This is a genomic window from Paracoccus sp. JM45, assembly GCF_003590715.1.
Lineage (GTDB): Bacteria > Pseudomonadota > Alphaproteobacteria > Rhodobacterales > Rhodobacteraceae > Paracoccus.
On the sequence record NZ_QQVY01000001.1, the window covers coordinates 723,889 to 739,972 of the forward strand.

The 16,084-nt window shown below is 55.6% G+C and carries 14 protein-coding genes and 1 tRNA gene; 10 read left to right on the top strand and 5 right to left on the bottom strand.

Annotation, left to right across the window (positions count from 1 at the left end; translation table 11 throughout):
• The 4 genes from ptsP to opgC all read left to right on the top strand — a co-directional run bounded on the left by ptsP (position 1) and on the right by opgC (position 7,173).
• Positions 1 to 2,247 (top strand): phosphoenolpyruvate--protein phosphotransferase, encoded by a 2,247-nt coding sequence (gene ptsP, locus DWB67_RS03640; RefSeq protein WP_119806099.1) that lies wholly within the window; start codon positions 1 to 3, stop codon positions 2,245 to 2,247.
• A gap of 131 nt (positions 2,248 to 2,378) precedes the next feature.
• Entirely contained in the window at positions 2,379 to 3,947 is a 1,569-nt protein-coding gene (locus DWB67_RS03645; protein WP_119806100.1) for a glucan biosynthesis protein, read from the top strand.
• A complete protein-coding gene (mdoH, locus tag DWB67_RS03650) occupies positions 3,923 to 6,016 on the top strand; it encodes a glucans biosynthesis glucosyltransferase MdoH (protein WP_119806101.1) in 2,094 nt (697 codons plus the stop codon). Before DWB67_RS03645 ends, mdoH begins: the two co-directional genes overlap by 25 nt.
• Positions 6,013 to 7,173, top strand: a complete 1,161-nt coding sequence (gene opgC / locus DWB67_RS03655) for an OpgC domain-containing protein (RefSeq protein WP_119806102.1) — start codon at positions 6,013 to 6,015, stop codon at positions 7,171 to 7,173. Before mdoH ends, opgC begins: the two co-directional genes overlap by 4 nt.
• A gap of 50 nt (positions 7,174 to 7,223) precedes the next feature.
• On the opposite strand, the gene DWB67_RS03660 is transcribed toward opgC, so the two are convergent.
• The 3 genes from DWB67_RS03660 to DWB67_RS17845 form a co-directional block, all read right to left on the bottom strand.
• A complete protein-coding gene (locus DWB67_RS03660; protein WP_119806103.1) occupies positions 7,224 to 7,967 on the bottom strand; it encodes a hypothetical protein in 744 nt (247 codons plus the stop codon).
• Positions 7,951 to 9,048 (bottom strand): GSCFA domain-containing protein, encoded by a 1,098-nt coding sequence (locus tag DWB67_RS03665; RefSeq protein WP_119806104.1) that lies wholly within the window; start codon positions 9,046 to 9,048, stop codon positions 7,951 to 7,953. The genes DWB67_RS03660 and DWB67_RS03665 overlap by 17 nt, the downstream gene beginning before the upstream one ends.
• A gap of 701 nt (positions 9,049 to 9,749) precedes the next feature.
• A complete protein-coding gene (locus tag DWB67_RS17845; RefSeq protein ID WP_147385906.1) occupies positions 9,750 to 9,947 on the bottom strand; it encodes a hypothetical protein in 198 nt (65 codons plus the stop codon).
• A 43-nt stretch (positions 9,948 to 9,990) separates the two neighbouring features.
• On the opposite strand from DWB67_RS17845, the gene DWB67_RS03670 reads away from it, so the two are divergent.
• The 5 genes from DWB67_RS03670 (at position 9,991) to DWB67_RS03690 (ending at position 14,101) form a co-directional block, all read left to right on the top strand.
• Positions 9,991 to 10,593 carry a TetR/AcrR family transcriptional regulator gene (locus tag DWB67_RS03670; RefSeq protein WP_119806105.1) on the top strand — a complete coding sequence of 201 codons (603 nt, stop codon included), beginning with the start codon at positions 9,991 to 9,993 and terminating at the stop codon, positions 10,591 to 10,593.
• A gap of 26 nt (positions 10,594 to 10,619) precedes the next feature.
• On the top strand, positions 10,620 to 11,483 hold the full coding sequence (yghU, locus tag DWB67_RS03675) for a glutathione-dependent disulfide-bond oxidoreductase (protein ID WP_119806106.1): 864 nt from the start codon (positions 10,620 to 10,622) through the stop codon (positions 11,481 to 11,483).
• 33 nt (positions 11,484 to 11,516) lie between these two features.
• On the top strand, positions 11,517 to 12,194 hold the full coding sequence (locus DWB67_RS03680) for a glutathione S-transferase family protein (RefSeq protein ID WP_119806107.1): 678 nt from the start codon (positions 11,517 to 11,519) through the stop codon (positions 12,192 to 12,194).
• 326 nt (positions 12,195 to 12,520) lie between these two features.
• A complete protein-coding gene (locus DWB67_RS03685; RefSeq protein ID WP_119806108.1) occupies positions 12,521 to 13,471 on the top strand; it encodes a class II glutamine amidotransferase in 951 nt (316 codons plus the stop codon).
• Positions 13,472 to 13,528: 57 nt separating this feature from the next.
• Positions 13,529 to 14,101, top strand: a complete 573-nt coding sequence (locus tag DWB67_RS03690; protein ID WP_119806109.1) for a poly-gamma-glutamate hydrolase family protein — start codon at positions 13,529 to 13,531, stop codon at positions 14,099 to 14,101.
• A gap of 39 nt (positions 14,102 to 14,140) precedes the next feature.
• On the opposite strand, the gene DWB67_RS03695 is transcribed toward DWB67_RS03690, so the two are convergent.
• Positions 14,141 to 14,677 carry a YaeQ family protein gene (locus DWB67_RS03695; protein WP_119806190.1) on the bottom strand — a complete coding sequence of 179 codons (537 nt, stop codon included), beginning with the start codon at positions 14,675 to 14,677 and terminating at the stop codon, positions 14,141 to 14,143.
• Between the two features lie 426 nt (positions 14,678 to 15,103).
• Here DWB67_RS03695 and DWB67_RS17990 point away from each other — a divergent pair, with 426 nt between their 5' ends.
• Complete coding sequence (locus tag DWB67_RS17990) at positions 15,104 to 15,388, top strand: hypothetical protein (protein ID WP_182911473.1); 285 nt, start codon at positions 15,104 to 15,106, stop codon at positions 15,386 to 15,388.
• 171 nt (positions 15,389 to 15,559) lie between these two features.
• Here the strand turns inward: DWB67_RS17990 and DWB67_RS03700 are convergent.
• Positions 15,560 to 15,636: transfer RNA gene (locus tag DWB67_RS03700), tRNA-Arg, on the bottom strand.
• Positions 15,637 to 16,084: the final 448 nt, after the last annotated feature.

Consider the following 16,084-nt stretch of genomic DNA (forward strand, 5'->3'; position numbering starts at 1 on the left):
ATGCAGGATCGCACGGACAGCGACTCGCGCAAGCTGCTGCGGCGGCTGAAGGAAATCCTTGCCGCTGCTGGCGGCGGGCAGGACCGGCTTGACCAGATCACACATCACATCGCCGATTCGATGGGCACCGAGGTGTGCTCCATCTATCTGTTCCGCGATGCCAGTACGCTGGAACTTTGCGCGACCGAAGGCCTGCGCCCCGAGGCTGTGCACCAGACACGCCTGCGTCTGGGCGAAGGTCTGGTGGGCCGCGTTGCCCGTACAGGCCGCCACGTTAACACCGCCGATGCCCCGTCAGAACCCGGTTTCCGCTTTATGCCCGAAACCGGCGAAGAGGTTTTCCCCGCCTTTCTGGGTGTGCCCATCCAGCGTGTCGGCGAACGCCTTGGCGTGCTGGTCGTCCAATGCGCCACCGCCCGCCAGTTCAGCGACGACGAGATTTACGGTCTGGAAGTCGTCGCCATGGTTCTGGCCGAAATGACCGAACTGGGCGCATTTCAGGGCAGCAATGCCGATAGCATGCCGCTGGCCCACCGCTTTCCGTTGATGGTGCGCGGCGCGACGGGTCAGGAAGGCGCCGCCGAGGGCTGCGTCTGGCTGCATGAACCACGCGTCGTGATCGCCAATCCGGTCGGTGATGATCCCGAAACAGAGCTGGCCCGCCTGCATGAGGGCGTCGAAAAGCTGCGCAGTCGTGTCGATTCAATGGTCGCTGCCGCTGATATGGGCGGCGATGGGGAACATGCTGCCGTTCTGGAAACCTACCGGATGTTCGCCCATTCGCGCAGCTGGCTAAAGCGCATGGCCGAAGATATCCGGCTTGGCCTGTCCGCCGAAGCGGCGGTGGAAAAGGAACAATCTTCGGCCCGTGCACGGCTGGAAATGGCCGCCGATCCCTATCTGCGCGACCGTTTGCATGATCTGGACGACCTGTCGAACCGCCTGTTGCGGATCCTAACCGGTCAAGGCAGCGATACGGGCGCGGAAATGCCCATGAACCCGATTCTGGTTGCCCGCAATATCGGCCCTGCCGAGTTGCTGGAATATGGCCGCCGCTTGAAGGGGGTTGTGCTGGAAGAAGGCTCGGTTGGCAGCCATGCGGCAATTGTGGCGCGCGCACTGGCGATTCCGCTGGTCATCCACGCCACCCGCATCACGACCGAGGCGTTGAACGGCGATCCCATACTGATCGACGGTGATCAGGGCATCATCCACCTGCGCCCCGAAGAAAGCGTCGCGAAAGCGTTTCTGGACAAGATCGCCATGCAGGCCGAGGCGCAGGATCGCTATGCCAGCCTGCGCAACCTGCCTGCGACCGGCACCTGCGGCACGACAATCCAGCTGTATATGAATGCCGGTCTGATGGCCGATCTGCCCTCGCTTGAGGGGTCGGGGGCCGAAGGCGTCGGGCTGTTCCGCACAGAATTGCAGTTCCTGATCCGCAACCATGTGCCCCGTCGCGCCGAACTGGCGGGACTATACGGGCGGGTCATGGACAGCGCGCAGGGCAAGCCGATCATGTTCCGGACGCTTGATATCGGCTCGGATAAGGTTCTGCCCTATATGAAGCCGCAGGATGAACCCAACCCCGCGATGGGCTGGCGGGCAATCCGTGTCGGGCTGGACAAACGCGGCATTCTTCGGATGCAATTGCAGGCACTGATCCGCGCATCTGTGGGCCGTCCGCTGCATGTGATGTTCCCCTTTGTTGCCGACATCACCGAATACGAGGCTGCCCACCGGACATTGATGCAGGAACTGGCGCGCGAAAAACGTCTGGGTCATCAGATGCCAAGCGATGTGCGCGTCGGGGCCATGCTGGAAACCCCTTCGCTGGCCTTCGCCCCCAAGCGGTTTTTCGAGATGTGCGACTTTATCTCGATCGGCGGGAACGACCTGAAACAGTTCTTTTTTGCTGCCGATCGCGAAAACGAACGCGTCCGCCGTCGCTATGACACGCTGAATGTGTCGTTTCTGGCAATGCTGCGCCAGATCATTGCCCGCTGCGACGAAGCCCGCGTGCCGGTGTCCTTCTGCGGAGAAGACGCCGGTCGCCCGATCGAGGCGTTGACTTTTGCTGCCCTTGGCATCCGCAGCCTGTCGATGCGGCCTGCATCCATCGGGCCGGTCAAGCATCTGATCCGTCGGGTGTCGATTGCCGAACTTCAGCAGGTCATTGCCGAGGCAGAAGCCCAAGGATTGAACAGTGTCCGCGGACCTGTCACGGCTTGGTTGGCTAAACAATGAACCAAATAGCCGGATTGCGGGTTGCTGTCTTAGCCGTAACCAGCCGATAAGCCGCGCCCCTCTTTGCGCATGCTTGCCCAAGACGGGTAAGCACCCTATGATCATTTAGTTTTTTCGAGACATTCCCCGATATGAAGCGTCGTCAATTTCTGAATGCTGCCACTGCCATGGCTGCCGGTGGGTCGCTGATGGCGGTGCCCGCACAAGCCCAGTCGCCCGAAGCCGCCCCGGCCGAGGAAGCGCAAAGCTTTGGTCCCCCGAAACCCGAACCATTCGGTTTTGAAAGCGTGGCCAAGCTGGCCGAAGACCGCGCATCGCAGGTCTATACACAACCGGTGTCGCAGTTGGTGGGCAGTTTTGCCGATCTAAACTATGATCAGTACCGTGCAATCCGCTTCAAGCGTGACCGCGATCCTTGGGCAGGAAGCGACCGTTTCGGCATCGACCTGCTGTCGCCCGGCATGATCTTCTACGAGCCGGTCAAGATCAATATGGTCCGCAACGGCATGCCGCAGCCGATCCCCTTTGATCCGACCATGCTGGAATTCGACGAATCGCATTTTCCGGACGGACCGGATCTACAAACGGTCGGCAATATGGGCTGGTCGGGTTTCCGTGTCCGCACCTTGCTGAATCGCCCCGGCGTCATGGATGAATTCCTTGTCTTTCAAGGTGCCAGCTATTTCCGTGCGGTGGCCCGCAATACGCTTTACGGTCTGTCCGCGCGGGGCCTTGCCATCAAAACCGGCAGTCCCGACGGCGAGGAATTCCCGCTGTTCACGGATTTCTGGATTCACGAACCCGAAGAACACGCTGACAGCATCCGCATCTATGCAATTCTGGACAGCAAATCCGCATCGGCTGCCTTCCAGTTCGATGTCACACCGGGTGCCGTGACCATGGTCCGGACGCGCATGGCTTTGTTCCCGCGTGTCGATCTGCGTGAAACCGGCATTGCGCCGCTGACCTCTATGTTCTGGTTCAGCCCTGCCAGCCGCCGTACGGTTGATGACTACCGTCCTGCCTGTCACGACAGCGACGGGTTGCAGATGCAGACCGGCGCGGACCAGTCGCTTTGGCGCGGTCTGATGGCCCCCCGCACACTGCAGATTTCCGGCTTTGTCGATAAGGACCCCAAAGGGTTCGGCCTTGTCCAGCGTGCCCGTGATTTCGAAACCTATCAGGACGCCGAGGCGATGTATCACCTACGGCCTTCCGCATGGATCCAGCCCGAAGGCGACTGGGGCGAGGGAGAGGTCCGTCTGGTCGAAATTCCGGTCGAGAACGAGTTTAACGACAACGTTGTCAGCTATTGGGCCCCCAAGGACCCGTTAGAGCGCGGCCAGCGTCATGAATTCCGCTATCGCCTGTCTTTCGCCGCGTTGCCCCCCAGCGATCTGCCGCTGGCAAAGGTGCGTCAGGTCCGTTCGGGCCGGTCGATCAATGTCGAAACCACCCGCAGCTTTATCATCGACTTCGATCTGGGTCTGTTCCGCAACGATCTGCCCGAATTCAAGGTTGAATCCTCGGCGGGCCGGATTGTGCATGCCTATTTAAAGCCTCTGCCGGAACAAAATGCCCTTCGTCTGGCTTTTGAATTCGAACCGGGTCGTGAACAGGTGGCAGAATTGCAGGCGAAGCTGACAAATGAAAAGGGCGTTGCCCTAAGCGAAACATGGTTGACCCGTTGGACCGTATGACCGTTACGCCAAGCGTCCCGCCCCGCGCGCCCCTGCACATGCCTGTGCAGGATTTCAATGGTGCGCCCACCAGCAGCCATCCGCGCCGCATGAACAGCCTGAAAACATGGATGGCCCGTCTGGTGACCTTTGGCGGCGCGTTGGTGATTGCCATTATCGGCTTTGTCCAGATGCTGACGGCCTTCGGGGATGATCCGACACCCATGCAGATCGCCCTGCTGGTGCTGTTCACGCCGACCTTCGCTTGGGTCGGCTTTTCCTTCTGCGGCGTGCTTGCGGGATTGTTTGCCCCCGAACTGAAGACACCCGAAGGGCCGAATGATGCGCGCGTGGTGATTGTCATGCCGATCTATCACGAAGACGTCGCGGTCAGTACCGGCCTGCTGATCGCCCTTGCCCGCCAGCTTGAGGCCGAGGGCATGGCAGACCGGGCCGAGATTTTTGTCCTGTCCGACACCCGCGATCCCGAAGTTGCCGTGAACGAAACTCTGGCCGTTTATCAGGCCCGCCAGATGTCGCCATTGCCTATCTGGTACCGCCGCCGCCTGTCGAACGAGGATCGCAAATCCGGCAATGTTGCTGAATTCGTCCGCAACTGGGGCGCGCGCTATGACCAGATGGTCGTCCTGGATGCAGATAGCGTGATTTCCGGCGGCACTGTCCGCGAATTATCGGCACGGATGAACGCCGATCCGCGGATGGGTCTGCTGCAGACCATGCCGATGCTGGTTGGTGGCGAAACCATTTTCGCCCGCCTGACCCAATTCGCCGGTCGTATCTATGGCCCGATGATTGCCCGTGGCGTTTCGGCCTGGTCGGGCGATACCGGCAACTATTGGGGTCATAACGCCATGATCCGGCTTGAGGCTTTCGCACAGGTCGGTGGCCTGCCCCGCCTGCCGGGAAAGCCACCCTTTGGCGGCACCATCCTGTCGCATGACTTTGTCGAAGCCGCCGCCCTCTGCCGCGCCGGTTGGAGCGTGCGTCTGGATTATGACCTGCGCGGCAGCTTCGAAGGTTGCCCCCCGACACTGCTGGATATGGCCGCCCGCGAACGTCGTTGGGCGCAGGGCAACCTGCAACACAGCCGTCTGTTCGGCATGAAAGGGTTGCGCGGCATCAGCGGTGCACATTTCTTCATCGGTATCATGGGCTTTCTGATGAGCCCGCTTTGGCTTGCCCTGATCCTTGTGGGTCTGGTGCTTTCTGCGACGGTTTTGCTGTCGACGCCTGAATATTTCCCGAATTCCTATCAGCTGTTCCCTGAATGGCCGGTATTCGACAGCCGCCGGATGCTATGGCTGTTCGTTGCAGCCATGACATTGCTGCTGCTTCCCAAGTTCTTGGCGATTGTCCGAGCGTGGTCGCGCCCCCTTGCCTGTCAGGCGGGTGGCCGGTCGCGTCTGCTGGCCAGCGCCCTGTTCGAAATTACGCTTTCGGCACTGATCGCACCGGTCCAGATGTTGGTACAAACCCGACAGATCTTTGAAATCCTCAGCGGTCGTGACAGCGGCTGGAACGCACAGGTGCGGGCAGGACATATGCCCAGCTGGTCCGTCGTGCTAAACCACCATTGGGCGCATGTCGCACTTGGCTTGATCACGTTGATCGTCCTGCTGACATTTTCGCCCGAACAGCTGATCTGGCTGTCTCCGATTCTGGCGGGTTTGATCCTGTCACCGTTGACATCGCGCTTTTCGGCCAGTCCGGTTCTGGGACGTTGGGCACGGATGCGCGGCCTGCTGCTGACCCCCGAAGAACGTGACACCCCCGCCATCCTGACCGAGGCTTCGGCCATTACCCGCGCCCTGCCCCAACCTATCGCGGGTCGTGACAGCCTGCTGCGCCTTTCGACCGATGAAGAATCGCGCGAACAGCATATGGCGATGCTGATGGCCCTACCCGATGATCAGCCGCGCGCTTTGCGTCTGGCCCGCATTACCGCGGCAGCCAAGATCGGCCATTCCACGTCCTGCGCCGAAGCATTGGATGATATGGATCGCAGCGAAATCGACGCATTGGTCATGGACCCTGTCCTGCTGACCCGCTGGAGCAGCCTTTCCGCATGAAACGCCTGATTACGCTTGATATGCTGCGCGGCTATGCGCTGCTTAGCATTATGGTGAACCATATGCCCGTCTCGGTCATGCGGTCCGTGACCTTGCCCAACTTTTCAATCTTTGACGCGTCCGAGCTGTTCGTCCTTCTTTCCGGTTTTCTGGTCGGAATGGTCTGGCGCAGTGTCGAGGTGAAAGAAGGCCGCATCACTGCCCAACGCCGCTTTGCCCGCCGCAGCTTCGAGGTTTGGCGCGCCATGATTATCGGTGCCCTGCTGATGGCAGGGCTCTCTGCCGCGCTTTGGGCCGTGGATATGCCGCATACGGCGATCTGGAACCAATATGCGATCTGGGTGATCCAGAACCCGCTGGGATATATCTTCGCAGTCGGGTCGATGTGGCTGCAACCCAATATCGTTGATGTTCTGGCCGTCTATGTCGTGCTGATCGCATCATCCATCGTAGTTGTGCCGATGATGATGCGCTGGCCCTTCTTCGTAGCTGTCGGATCGGTGGTTCTATGGTGGTTTGCACCGCAATTGAACGCCATGATCCCGACCTTCAGCACAAAGAACGGCTTTCTGTTCAATCCCTTCGGCTGGCAGATGCTCTTCTTTACGGGCACGGCAATGGGGTTGTTCCGGCAGGAAATGATGCCCCGCCTGATGCCGTGGCGTCATGCCCTGACCGTCATTGCATTGGGAATGTTCATCTTTGGCTGCATTATCGTCATTGCCGCCCGTATCGGAGAGCCGGCAATTGTTCTGCGCGCCGCCCTCAAATCCATCTATGGCGAGGTTGATAAATGGAATCTGGACGGCACCCGCTATCTGGCCATTGTCGCGGCCGCATGGCTGGTGGCAGTCCCCTTTGCCCGCCCGATGGAGTGGTTTTCGGCATCGCGTCTGGGGGTCGCCTTCCAGCAGATCGGACGAGGAGGCCTGTGGTCTTTTATCGCCTGCGTATTATTATCGGTTACCGGCGATGCTTTTCAGATGACACCCAAGGAACAGTCGATTTTCATGCGGCTGGCCGTTGATCTGTGGACCTGTGTGACGCTTTGGTGGGTATCTGCCCTATGGCTGGAATATGGCGCGCCATGGCAACGTGCCCGCAAGGCGTCGCGCATCAAGCCCGCCATTTCGCCAACCACATCCCCCCCGCTGTGACCATTCCACCCTGCCCGAAGCGGAAATTCCGTTTTCGGGCAGGGAAAATTTCAGGCCTCTTGCGGTTCTGTTTCGGCTGATTTTTCCGCAATATCCTGTTGGATCACTTCGAGTATCCGTAGACCCCATGCATCATTGGCGTGAACGCCATCATCGAAAGGTTCGCGGCCGAATTGCGGCTGAAGTTGCAACTGCTCATCCCCGAACTCTGCACGCAGATCGATCAGAGCAACCCCCAGTCCTTTCAGCGTATCACGAACGACATCGTCATACGCCATCCAGATGTGTCGCAAAGCGGGATCAAACCGTGTGGGGCCATAGAAGGCCGTGACCCGCGGCGCCCTTGCCTGCATAAACTTATAAAACTCTGCATAACCGCTAAAAAAATCCTCGGCTGCGGCCCGCGCGATTTTCGTAGATATATTTGCAGGGTCCTGACCGTTCGCATTGGCTGCCGAAACGATGCCCAAGACGAAGTTGCGCGCAGTCATTCCGATGTTCGAATATACGGGCAGATTACTGTTAAACGCTTTTTTGAATGCTGTGCCAAGCTGGCTGGCCTTATGCGCCCGATGCTTGGCCCGTGCGACACCATTCCGTTCCTCATCCAGCCGGAACGGTTGCATTTCAAATGTGATGTTTCCTTCCCCGTCATCCGCCAGAGTAGAGCCGACATACATCGCGCTTGCCGCCGTGATCGGGCATTGAAAAACAATCTCATTTCGTTCGCCCGCGACCTGAATTGTTGTTCCGTGGGAATCCCCCACAAATGCAGCGTCAATCACGGTCTTCATTGTATTTTTCCAACTCTATTTCTTCACATACAACGTCATCTGCATGTGCAGCTTTTGACACCGCATCGCGGATGCGGGTGTCTTCTTCAGGCGCATGGGCCGTATTTTGGGCATTATCAACACCCAACCCTTGCAGAAAATGCTGCATGACGAAATCCACCCCCTCGGGCAGGACCGACCGCCGGTCGTCGTCGAACATCTGTCGGTTCAATCCGGGGTGGGAAACAATCTCGTAAGACGGGAAATAGTCGACGTCATCATGCAACGACTGGAAGTAACCGGCAGCGGCATGCAGGATCGATTTAGACCGCATCGTTGCAGGCAGCACATGCTGACCGGGCGCGGCCGTTGCGGCCAAAGGCACAGGCGACACCGTCAGCAGCATTTTGATATCGGGATTAATCAGATGTAATTGGTCGCGGATCTTTTCCAGATCTTCCAGAACATCTGGGTATTGCAGGTTTTCGAACATATGCTGGCTGTCATCGAACTGACCGCCCATTGTGCCCGGACACGAGGAATAGCAAAGACCGGTCCGGCTGTTGACCCACCCCTCGGTCAGCCCGAGGGTGAAGACGAACACACTGCTTTTCTCGACACCCTGCCGGATTGCAGCGAGGGTGGCGGCGCGTGCCATGAACAGTTCCTCGACCGTTTCAAAGCCGCCTGGTTCGATTTGTGGACGGATCGGATCGAAAAACGCACTATCTTCTTCCCAGACTTCGCGGTCCTGACTGTCGGGGTTGATCGCCCATGCCAGCAATTGTGTCAGCATACGCGTGGTATATATATTGCCCGTCCGGAACGAAAAAATACCATAGCCGAATTTCTTTGCCGTTGTTTCGTTCAGGCCGAAGGGCGCGCGTTCGGCCTGATGCCACGCAAACCCTGCAGAAACCAAGGCGCGGCTGATATGCTGTGCAAAACATGATCCTGTTGTCAGAATGGAATCCTGACGGGTAATACCGAATTTAGGCTGCCAGACATCAGTCAATGCCCCACCTGATTTGGCCGCCCGGGCGACAGAGGTCCGCCAATAAGCATGGCGCGGCAATTTGCTGTACGGGTTTGGCGCGGGCATGGGCAAAGCCTTTCAGAACAGAAACTGTTGAATAAGCATAATGCAGAATAACAGCACCCTGAACAGTTTACCAAGCAAACCTGTGAAGGTTAAAAGATGAACTTACGAATTAGTCAAACCACGCTGAGTTGCGCGGCCTTTTTTAAATTTAATTGTGCATACATTATATAGCAAACAACAACTGCGAATGACTGTAATTTAAGGGTCGTTTTCAGGCGTCTTGTTTCGACCTTATTGGCCGCCATCTATTGAATGCCGCATCATACGTTCGGTAGATGCTTTGGCCCCGGGCCAAAGACTTACTTATATACAAAATATTGATTTTATAAGGAATAAATTACGCTAAGTGTCTACATATTGCGCTTGGATATTTTAGCTGGCTATACAGCAGCGCCTTACCGTGCTCTGTACCGATGACAAACGCGACTCAATCTAGGCCACAGGGTTTTTTGCGGCTCATTTTCAATCTAACGAGCGAATTATTTTAAGATAATTCCTTATACAGCACGCAAAACAGCTAAATCATTTGATCCAACTTCAAATGACCTGACGCCGATAGTTTGCTGATCGTCATACGATCAGTAACTGTCACAAAATATGCCAAATGTATGCTGCTGTTCCTTAAAACTGCACCCCTGCCAATCATAGGCAGTCTGACGGATTGGAATAATTACTTACATTCTGCGCACCACAAGCTTTGTTCAAATCAGACGCTCACTCACCGGTTTTAAAACTTGCAGCACATCAAGTCGCAGCATGGATGCCCAGCTTACCGCCTTGTTTATGGCTTCAGATTTTACACAAAACTGGTCAGCCCCTGTTTGAAGCCCCAGCTCGCCACCTACCTTAAACCTCACAAAACCGTGCGTATCGTAAATATTTGTTGAGCGAACGCTCATTAACTGCCTATGCTTTGGCCGACGCCACAAGACAGGATACAGGATGAGCCGCCCGACTCGATATGACCGTGACGCTGCGCTGGATGCGGCGATGCTGGTATTTTGGGAAAAAGGCTTTCATGCAACATCCTTGAAAGACCTTGAAACGGCGCTGGATATGAAACCCGGCAGTATCTATGGCGCGTTTTCCAGCAAGGAAAACCTGTATCTGCTGGCGCTCGACCGGTATTTCAAACGCTCGGTCGCGCGGTTCAGGGCTCATATGGCGGATACGCCCTCCCCGTTGACGGGGTTGGCCGAACATCTGCGCGGGTTCGCGCGAATGACGCAGGACAACACTTCGCGTCAGGTCTGTATGTTGACGCGGACGCTGATCGATACGACCGCCACCAATCCGGAAATCGCCGCACGCACCAAGCAATATCTGGCGGATGTGCGCCATGCTTTTGCGGAAGGGTTCGAACATGCCAAAGCTATGGGCGAACTGCCTTCCCACACGGATTGTGCGGTTTTGGCACGGCGGTTCCAGGGGTCGGTTTCAGCGCTGCGGTTCGAACTGCATCTGGGAACGGATCAGGCAGATATGACGTCACTGGCCGAAGAACTGGCCCGCGATATCGAAGCATTGCGCATTCGTGCCACATGACATCGAAGCAAAAGGAAGGCTTTCCAATGGCTGAATATATCCCCCCGAAAGTATGGACATGGGACGCCGAAAGCGGTGGTGATTGGGCCAAGATCAACCGCCCCATTGCCGGTGCGACATTCGAGGCCGAACTTCCTGTCGGGCAGCATCCGCTGCAGCTTTATTCGATGGGAACGCCCAACGGGCAAAAGGTCACCATCATGCTGGAGGAACTGCTGGCCGCAGGAAAGACCGGTGCGGAATATGATGCCCATCTGATCCGCATTGGCGAAGGCACGCAGTTTTCTTCCGGTTTTGTCGCCGTGAACCCGAATTCGAAAATTCCTGCAATGATCGACCGTGATACCGGCAGCCGCGTTTTCGAAAGCGGGGCGATCCTGCTGTATCTTGCCAAAAAATTCGACGCCTTCCTGCCCAAAGACCCCGCCCACCAGACCGAGGTCATGAACTGGGTGTTCTGGCTGCAAGGTTCGGCCCCCTATCTGGGTGGCGGCTTTGGCCATTTCTATGCCTATGCCCCTGAAAAATTCGAATATCCGATCAATCGCTTTACCATGGAGGTAAAGCGCCAGATGGATGTTCTGGACCGCGAACTGGCACAGAACCGCTATCTGGGCGGTGATGAATACACCATTGCCGATATGCTGACTTGGCCTTGGTACGGCAATCTGGTTCTGGGCAACGGCTATAACGCCGGCGAATTCCTTGATGTGGAAAGCTATACCCATCTGCGCCGTTGGGCGCAGGAAGTCCTTGATCGTCCCGCCGTCAAACGTGGTCGTATCGTGAACCGCACCATGGGCCCGCTGAACGAACAGCTGCACGAGCGTCATGACGCCTCGGATTTCGACACCAAAACACAGGATAAAATCGCCCCGTCGATCGCCTGAATACCAACCTTCAACACAGACAGGATCACATCCATGCTGAAATTCTTTTACCACCCGACGCCAAACCCGCTGAAAGTCGCGCTGTTTCTGGCCGAAACCGATCTGCCTTACGAATTGGTGCCGGTCGATACGGCCAAGGGCGAACAGCACACCCCCGAGTTCCGCGCGATCAATCCCAATGGCAAGCTGCCCGCAATCGACGATGACGGCACCGCCGTTTTCGACAGCACCGCCATTCTGATGTATTTGTCGGAAAAGACCGGTAAACTGGGTGTTGCGCCGGAACATCGCGGTGAATTGCTGTCCTGGCTTATGTTCATCGCCTCGGGCCTTGGACCGTTCTCGGGCCAGAACGTGCATTTCCACCACGTCGCGCCCGAAGATGTGCCCTATGCCAAAAACCGCTACATGCGCGAGACCGAGCGTCACTATCAGGTGCTAAACGACCACCTGAAAGGCCGCGAATTTATCGTTGGCGACAGCTATTCAATTGCCGATGTGTCGGCATGGGGCTGGATCATCCGCGCACCCCGCGTGCTGGGCGGTGAAGGCCTTGCGAAATTCCCCGAGGTTGATCGCTGGTTCAAATTCGTCAACGCCCGCCCCGCCGCAGCAAAAGCGGAACAGATCGGTAAGAACGAGACGTTCAAAACCCCCAATGACGAAGCCGCAATGCGCGCGCTTTACCCCAGCAACTATACCCCCGCATAAACACCTGCCCCGCCCCGAAATATCCTCGGGGCGGGGAAAATTTGTCTTTGGCAGTTTGCACAGACGTTCATTCCAGACATCGTTTTGAAATTCGCCATGATAGATCATTAAGGTGCCCAGACCCCGACTTGATTCAAATCAGGCCAGCGCAGTGTTGGACCTACCACGGTTTCGTGCCCCCAAGTCCTCGTTTATAAATTAGCTCTTTTCGGGATTTGATCCTCAACAGCACCCGCCCTCTCCACAGCCATTCACGTTTTAGATTTCTGGACAACATCGGCAACGAACCGGTACGACTTGCGTTGGGGTGAAAAGTCAGGAAAAATATGTGCCGTGTCCTTGCCTATATCGGGCCTGAAATCCCCCTTGAAAGCCTGCTTCTTGAGCCAGAGAACAGTCTGATCAACCAAAGTCTGGACCCCGAACTTCATCCGTTGCTTCAATTGGCTGGATGGGGCTTTGCCGCTTGGAGCGAACACCTTTTGAAACCGGAAGAACCGTTTTTGTATCGCAGACCAATGGCCGCCTTCTATGACGACAATGCAGCGTCAATTATACCCAGCCTTCAGGGCAGCACGCTGCTCGCTCATGTTCGGGCAGCAGGTTACAATTCACGTACCGTTCTTGCCGATGAAAACTGTCATCCTTTTTCGTTCAAAGAAACGCCCTGGATCATTGCACAAAATGGTGCGGTGCCGGATTGGCAGATATTACAAAAAGAGCTGCTGCAGCACTGTGAGGACAGATACCTCAGGCAGATGCGTGGAACGACAGATACGGAATTTCTGTATGTTCTGCTGCTCTCCCTGCTGAAAGGGAATAGTGACGATGACGTCCAGCAAGGTTTCGAGGAGTTGCAGAAGGTCATTCTGCAAGCGATGCAAAAGCTTGATCTGGTCAAACTGACCAAGTTGAAGATCGCCCTTGTCGCGCCGGACCGGATCATTGGCGTCAACTACGGCTTTGATCATGATGGGGAAACAGCGCCCGATGGGGATTGGAAGCAGCTGCGTAAAGCCGATTCCGGAACAGATGACCATGCGACCTCGATGCTGCTAGAGCCGATGTACGTTCTGATGGGGACCAATTTTCAAGATTATGCAAAATCCTATAAGGTTGATGCCTGCCCCGAAGGGGAAGCAACCTCGGCGATCTTTGCGTCCGAACCTTTGACCGAAGATCACGATGAATGGTTGGACATCAAGTTTGGTGAAATCGTCACGCTTGAAAAGAAGGACGGTAAAATTGCGAAATCCGTTCGCAAACTGAACGTATAAACACCCCGAACTGCGGGTGCATGCCGAACCTCTTGTTCATTAACACATAGGTCATTCATGGCAGATCGCTTTCCTAACTTCGAAGCTCTCGCCGCTGCGATGAAAGAAGGCGTCGACTATCGCATTCGCAGCAAGGATTGCGGAACATCTGTCGTGATCCTTGCGCCCCATGGCGGCACTATTGAACCTGCGACATCCGAAATTGCCGAAGCAATTGCAGGCGCCGATTTTTCATTCTACTGCTTCGAGGCTCTCAAAACCGGTGCTCATGGCGATTTCCACATCACCTCTCATCGTTTCGATGAACCTCGTGCCGTCGACCTTATCGGCAGGGCATTCACTGCAGTTGCAGTTCACGGACGCAAAGATGATGGAAGTGACACCGTATGGCTTGGCGGGCGTGCGGTCGCCTTGCGCGATGCCATTGGCGCTTCGCTGTGCAACGCAGGTTTTGAAGCACAACCCAACACGACCCTGCCGGGGCTTCATGAAACCAATATCTGCAATCGGACCGGATCTGGTGCGGGGGTGCAATTAGAGCTTCCACGAACACTGCGTCACAAACTTACGAAAAATGGAAATGACCTGAAGAAGTTCTGCACCGCGATCAGGAACGTATTAGAAAAGTAATGCCTGCGGAACCTCAGGCGGCGAACGATAACAGCCGGTTTATTTCCAAATCACAGGCGTCATATTGACGATGCGATCGTCAACACTGACCATTACGTCGCCATCCTGAATATTGACCTGCATCTTCATGGCGCGGCTCGCCAATTCTTCCAGCTGGCTGGTGTCGTTTTCGGAAAAGCAGATGACCCGAAGATTATTAAAACGGGTGGTGCTGTTCTTGATTTTGTCCCACCACATCTCGGCTGTCCTGCCACCATAAGGATAGATAATCACCTTATCCGCTTTGCCACAGGATTGGCGGACCGCCTTTTCCGTCGGAAGCCCCAAAGCAACCCACAGTTCGATCTCGCTGCTCAGACTTTTTTGCCAGACATCCGGCTCGTCATCCGTTGAAAGGCCTTTGGTCATTTCCAGATGTTCATGGGCATTCAACGCAAATGCCAGAATACGGACCATCAACCGCTGGTCGGTTTCAGACGGATGCTTGGCGATCGTCAGTTTGTGGGTTTCATAATAGTGACGATCCATATCAGAGACGGAAAGCTCGACTTTATAGATCGTAGATTTTTGCGCCATGATACCGTCCCGGAACATCGAAGATAGCGCTGCCTAGTCCGTCTGGTGGCTTTGTGAAAGCGGATAGGAATGCTAACGGTCAAATGGTTCGGTTCATTCGATCATTTTCTAGCCGCTGGATCTGAATGGTAACGCCATTCATAGCTTCAAGTATCAAGTTGCAGCCATCGAAACCCTAACGGGAATAGTGGCCTTGTTGCATAGCGATGGATACCTTTCTTACTGCTGGCAGCTGAGGCACTGTAAGTCATATTTTCAGCGGACCATAGACCTTACCAAAGAACCGTCGCTGGCCGCCCTTTTACAATGCTAGCTTTGTAAAACATGCTGAGAGTGCATCCGGTCCGTGAGCCATGCCAGAGCGGCGCTCGGCACTTCGTTTCTGATGCAGATTGGACAGAGCCGGATTTGCGTCCGATAAAACGTATGAGCCGCGGCGATCTCATCGCGCAAACGAAAGTAACTGCGCCCGAAATGCCGAATCCAGAGTTTTGCAAGGCAACTGCATCGCATCCGGCCAATTGCGTGATGGCAATCGCTTCGCCACAAAATAATGCCTCGAGCGGGAAAGTGATATCTCCGCAGAATTGCTGGTTCGAACCTGCGCTGTTTTTGGCCGCGAGCCAGGAAATCAGTGCTGATGCCGGCTCAAAAGCCGCATGCCTGACCGTCAGCGGAAGCAGGAGAAAGATCATACCAAGAATAGCATAGAGGCTTTGAGCCGAACGCAACTTCCAGAATCGACTGAAGGTCAGAATATTCCCGAACTACGATCAATTACTCTGCCGAGTAAATCTGGATAATATCTTGGGAATTTGCACTGGCAGGGTCATTCGATTGACACGAAAATCAATTTTGCCTGACATCCGACAATAGAAGAAATGGTGCACCCGGAGCGATTCGAACGCCCGGCCCCCAGATTCGTAGTCTGGTGCTCTATCCAGCTGAGCTACGGGTGCATCTCGGGGCGGTGGATAACCTTAGTTCTGACAGGCTTCAAGAGTAAAAATAGCTATTTTTCTGTAAAACCTAGGGGCTCTAAACATTTGCATAATCACAACGCACATCACCTAGACAGCAACCTGACGGTTCAAAAAATCTAGAGTGTATTAGAATATTAGAAGATACAGGGGATGTCGAATGCCATGTGGAACCGACTCTTCCCTGCAAATTTTCTGAATCTTATCAGTAAGCCATGCCAAGCAATTCCGACCCAAATGCCAAGCATTTGCGACCCAAACCGGACCTTACGCGTGGGACGCGCCAGCGTCCGCTGTGCGGACAAAGCGGACGTCTAGAGAGGTGGTCCTGAATTTTCGACCAGTTTTCCGCCGGGGCTAAGCTATAGCATGGGTTTCATGTCAGGCGGCGGCTTTCAGGTGTTGATTGTGAGTATCATAGGCCTCG

Coding starts and splice junctions, on each gene's coding strand:
- DWB67_RS03695 (WP_119806190.1), bottom strand. CDS start 14,677: ATGGCGCAAAAATCTACGATCTATAAAGTCGAGCTTTCCGTCTCTGAT.
- DWB67_RS03685 (WP_119806108.1), top strand. CDS start 12,521: ATGTGCCGTGTCCTTGCCTATATCGGGCCTGAAATCCCCCTTGAAAGC.
- DWB67_RS03690 (WP_119806109.1), top strand. CDS start 13,529: ATGGCAGATCGCTTTCCTAACTTCGAAGCTCTCGCCGCTGCGATGAAA.
- DWB67_RS03660 (WP_119806103.1), bottom strand. CDS start 7,967: ATGAAGACCGTGATTGACGCTGCATTTGTGGGGGATTCCCACGGAACA.
- DWB67_RS03645 (WP_119806100.1), top strand. CDS start 2,379: ATGAAGCGTCGTCAATTTCTGAATGCTGCCACTGCCATGGCTGCCGGT.
- DWB67_RS17990 (WP_182911473.1), top strand. CDS start 15,104: ATGAGCCGCGGCGATCTCATCGCGCAAACGAAAGTAACTGCGCCCGAA.
- yghU (WP_119806106.1), top strand. CDS start 10,620: ATGGCTGAATATATCCCCCCGAAAGTATGGACATGGGACGCCGAAAGC.
- DWB67_RS03670 (WP_119806105.1), top strand. CDS start 9,991: ATGAGCCGCCCGACTCGATATGACCGTGACGCTGCGCTGGATGCGGCG.
- mdoH (WP_119806101.1), top strand. CDS start 3,923: ATGGTTGACCCGTTGGACCGTATGACCGTTACGCCAAGCGTCCCGCCC.
- opgC (WP_119806102.1), top strand. CDS start 6,013: ATGAAACGCCTGATTACGCTTGATATGCTGCGCGGCTATGCGCTGCTT.
- DWB67_RS03665 (WP_119806104.1), bottom strand. CDS start 9,048: ATGCCCGCGCCAAACCCGTACAGCAAATTGCCGCGCCATGCTTATTGG.
- DWB67_RS03680 (WP_119806107.1), top strand. CDS start 11,517: ATGCTGAAATTCTTTTACCACCCGACGCCAAACCCGCTGAAAGTCGCG.
- DWB67_RS17845 (WP_147385906.1), bottom strand. CDS start 9,947: ATGAGCGTTCGCTCAACAAATATTTACGATACGCACGGTTTTGTGAGG.
- ptsP (WP_119806099.1), top strand. CDS start 1: ATGCAGGATCGCACGGACAGCGACTCGCGCAAGCTGCTGCGGCGGCTG.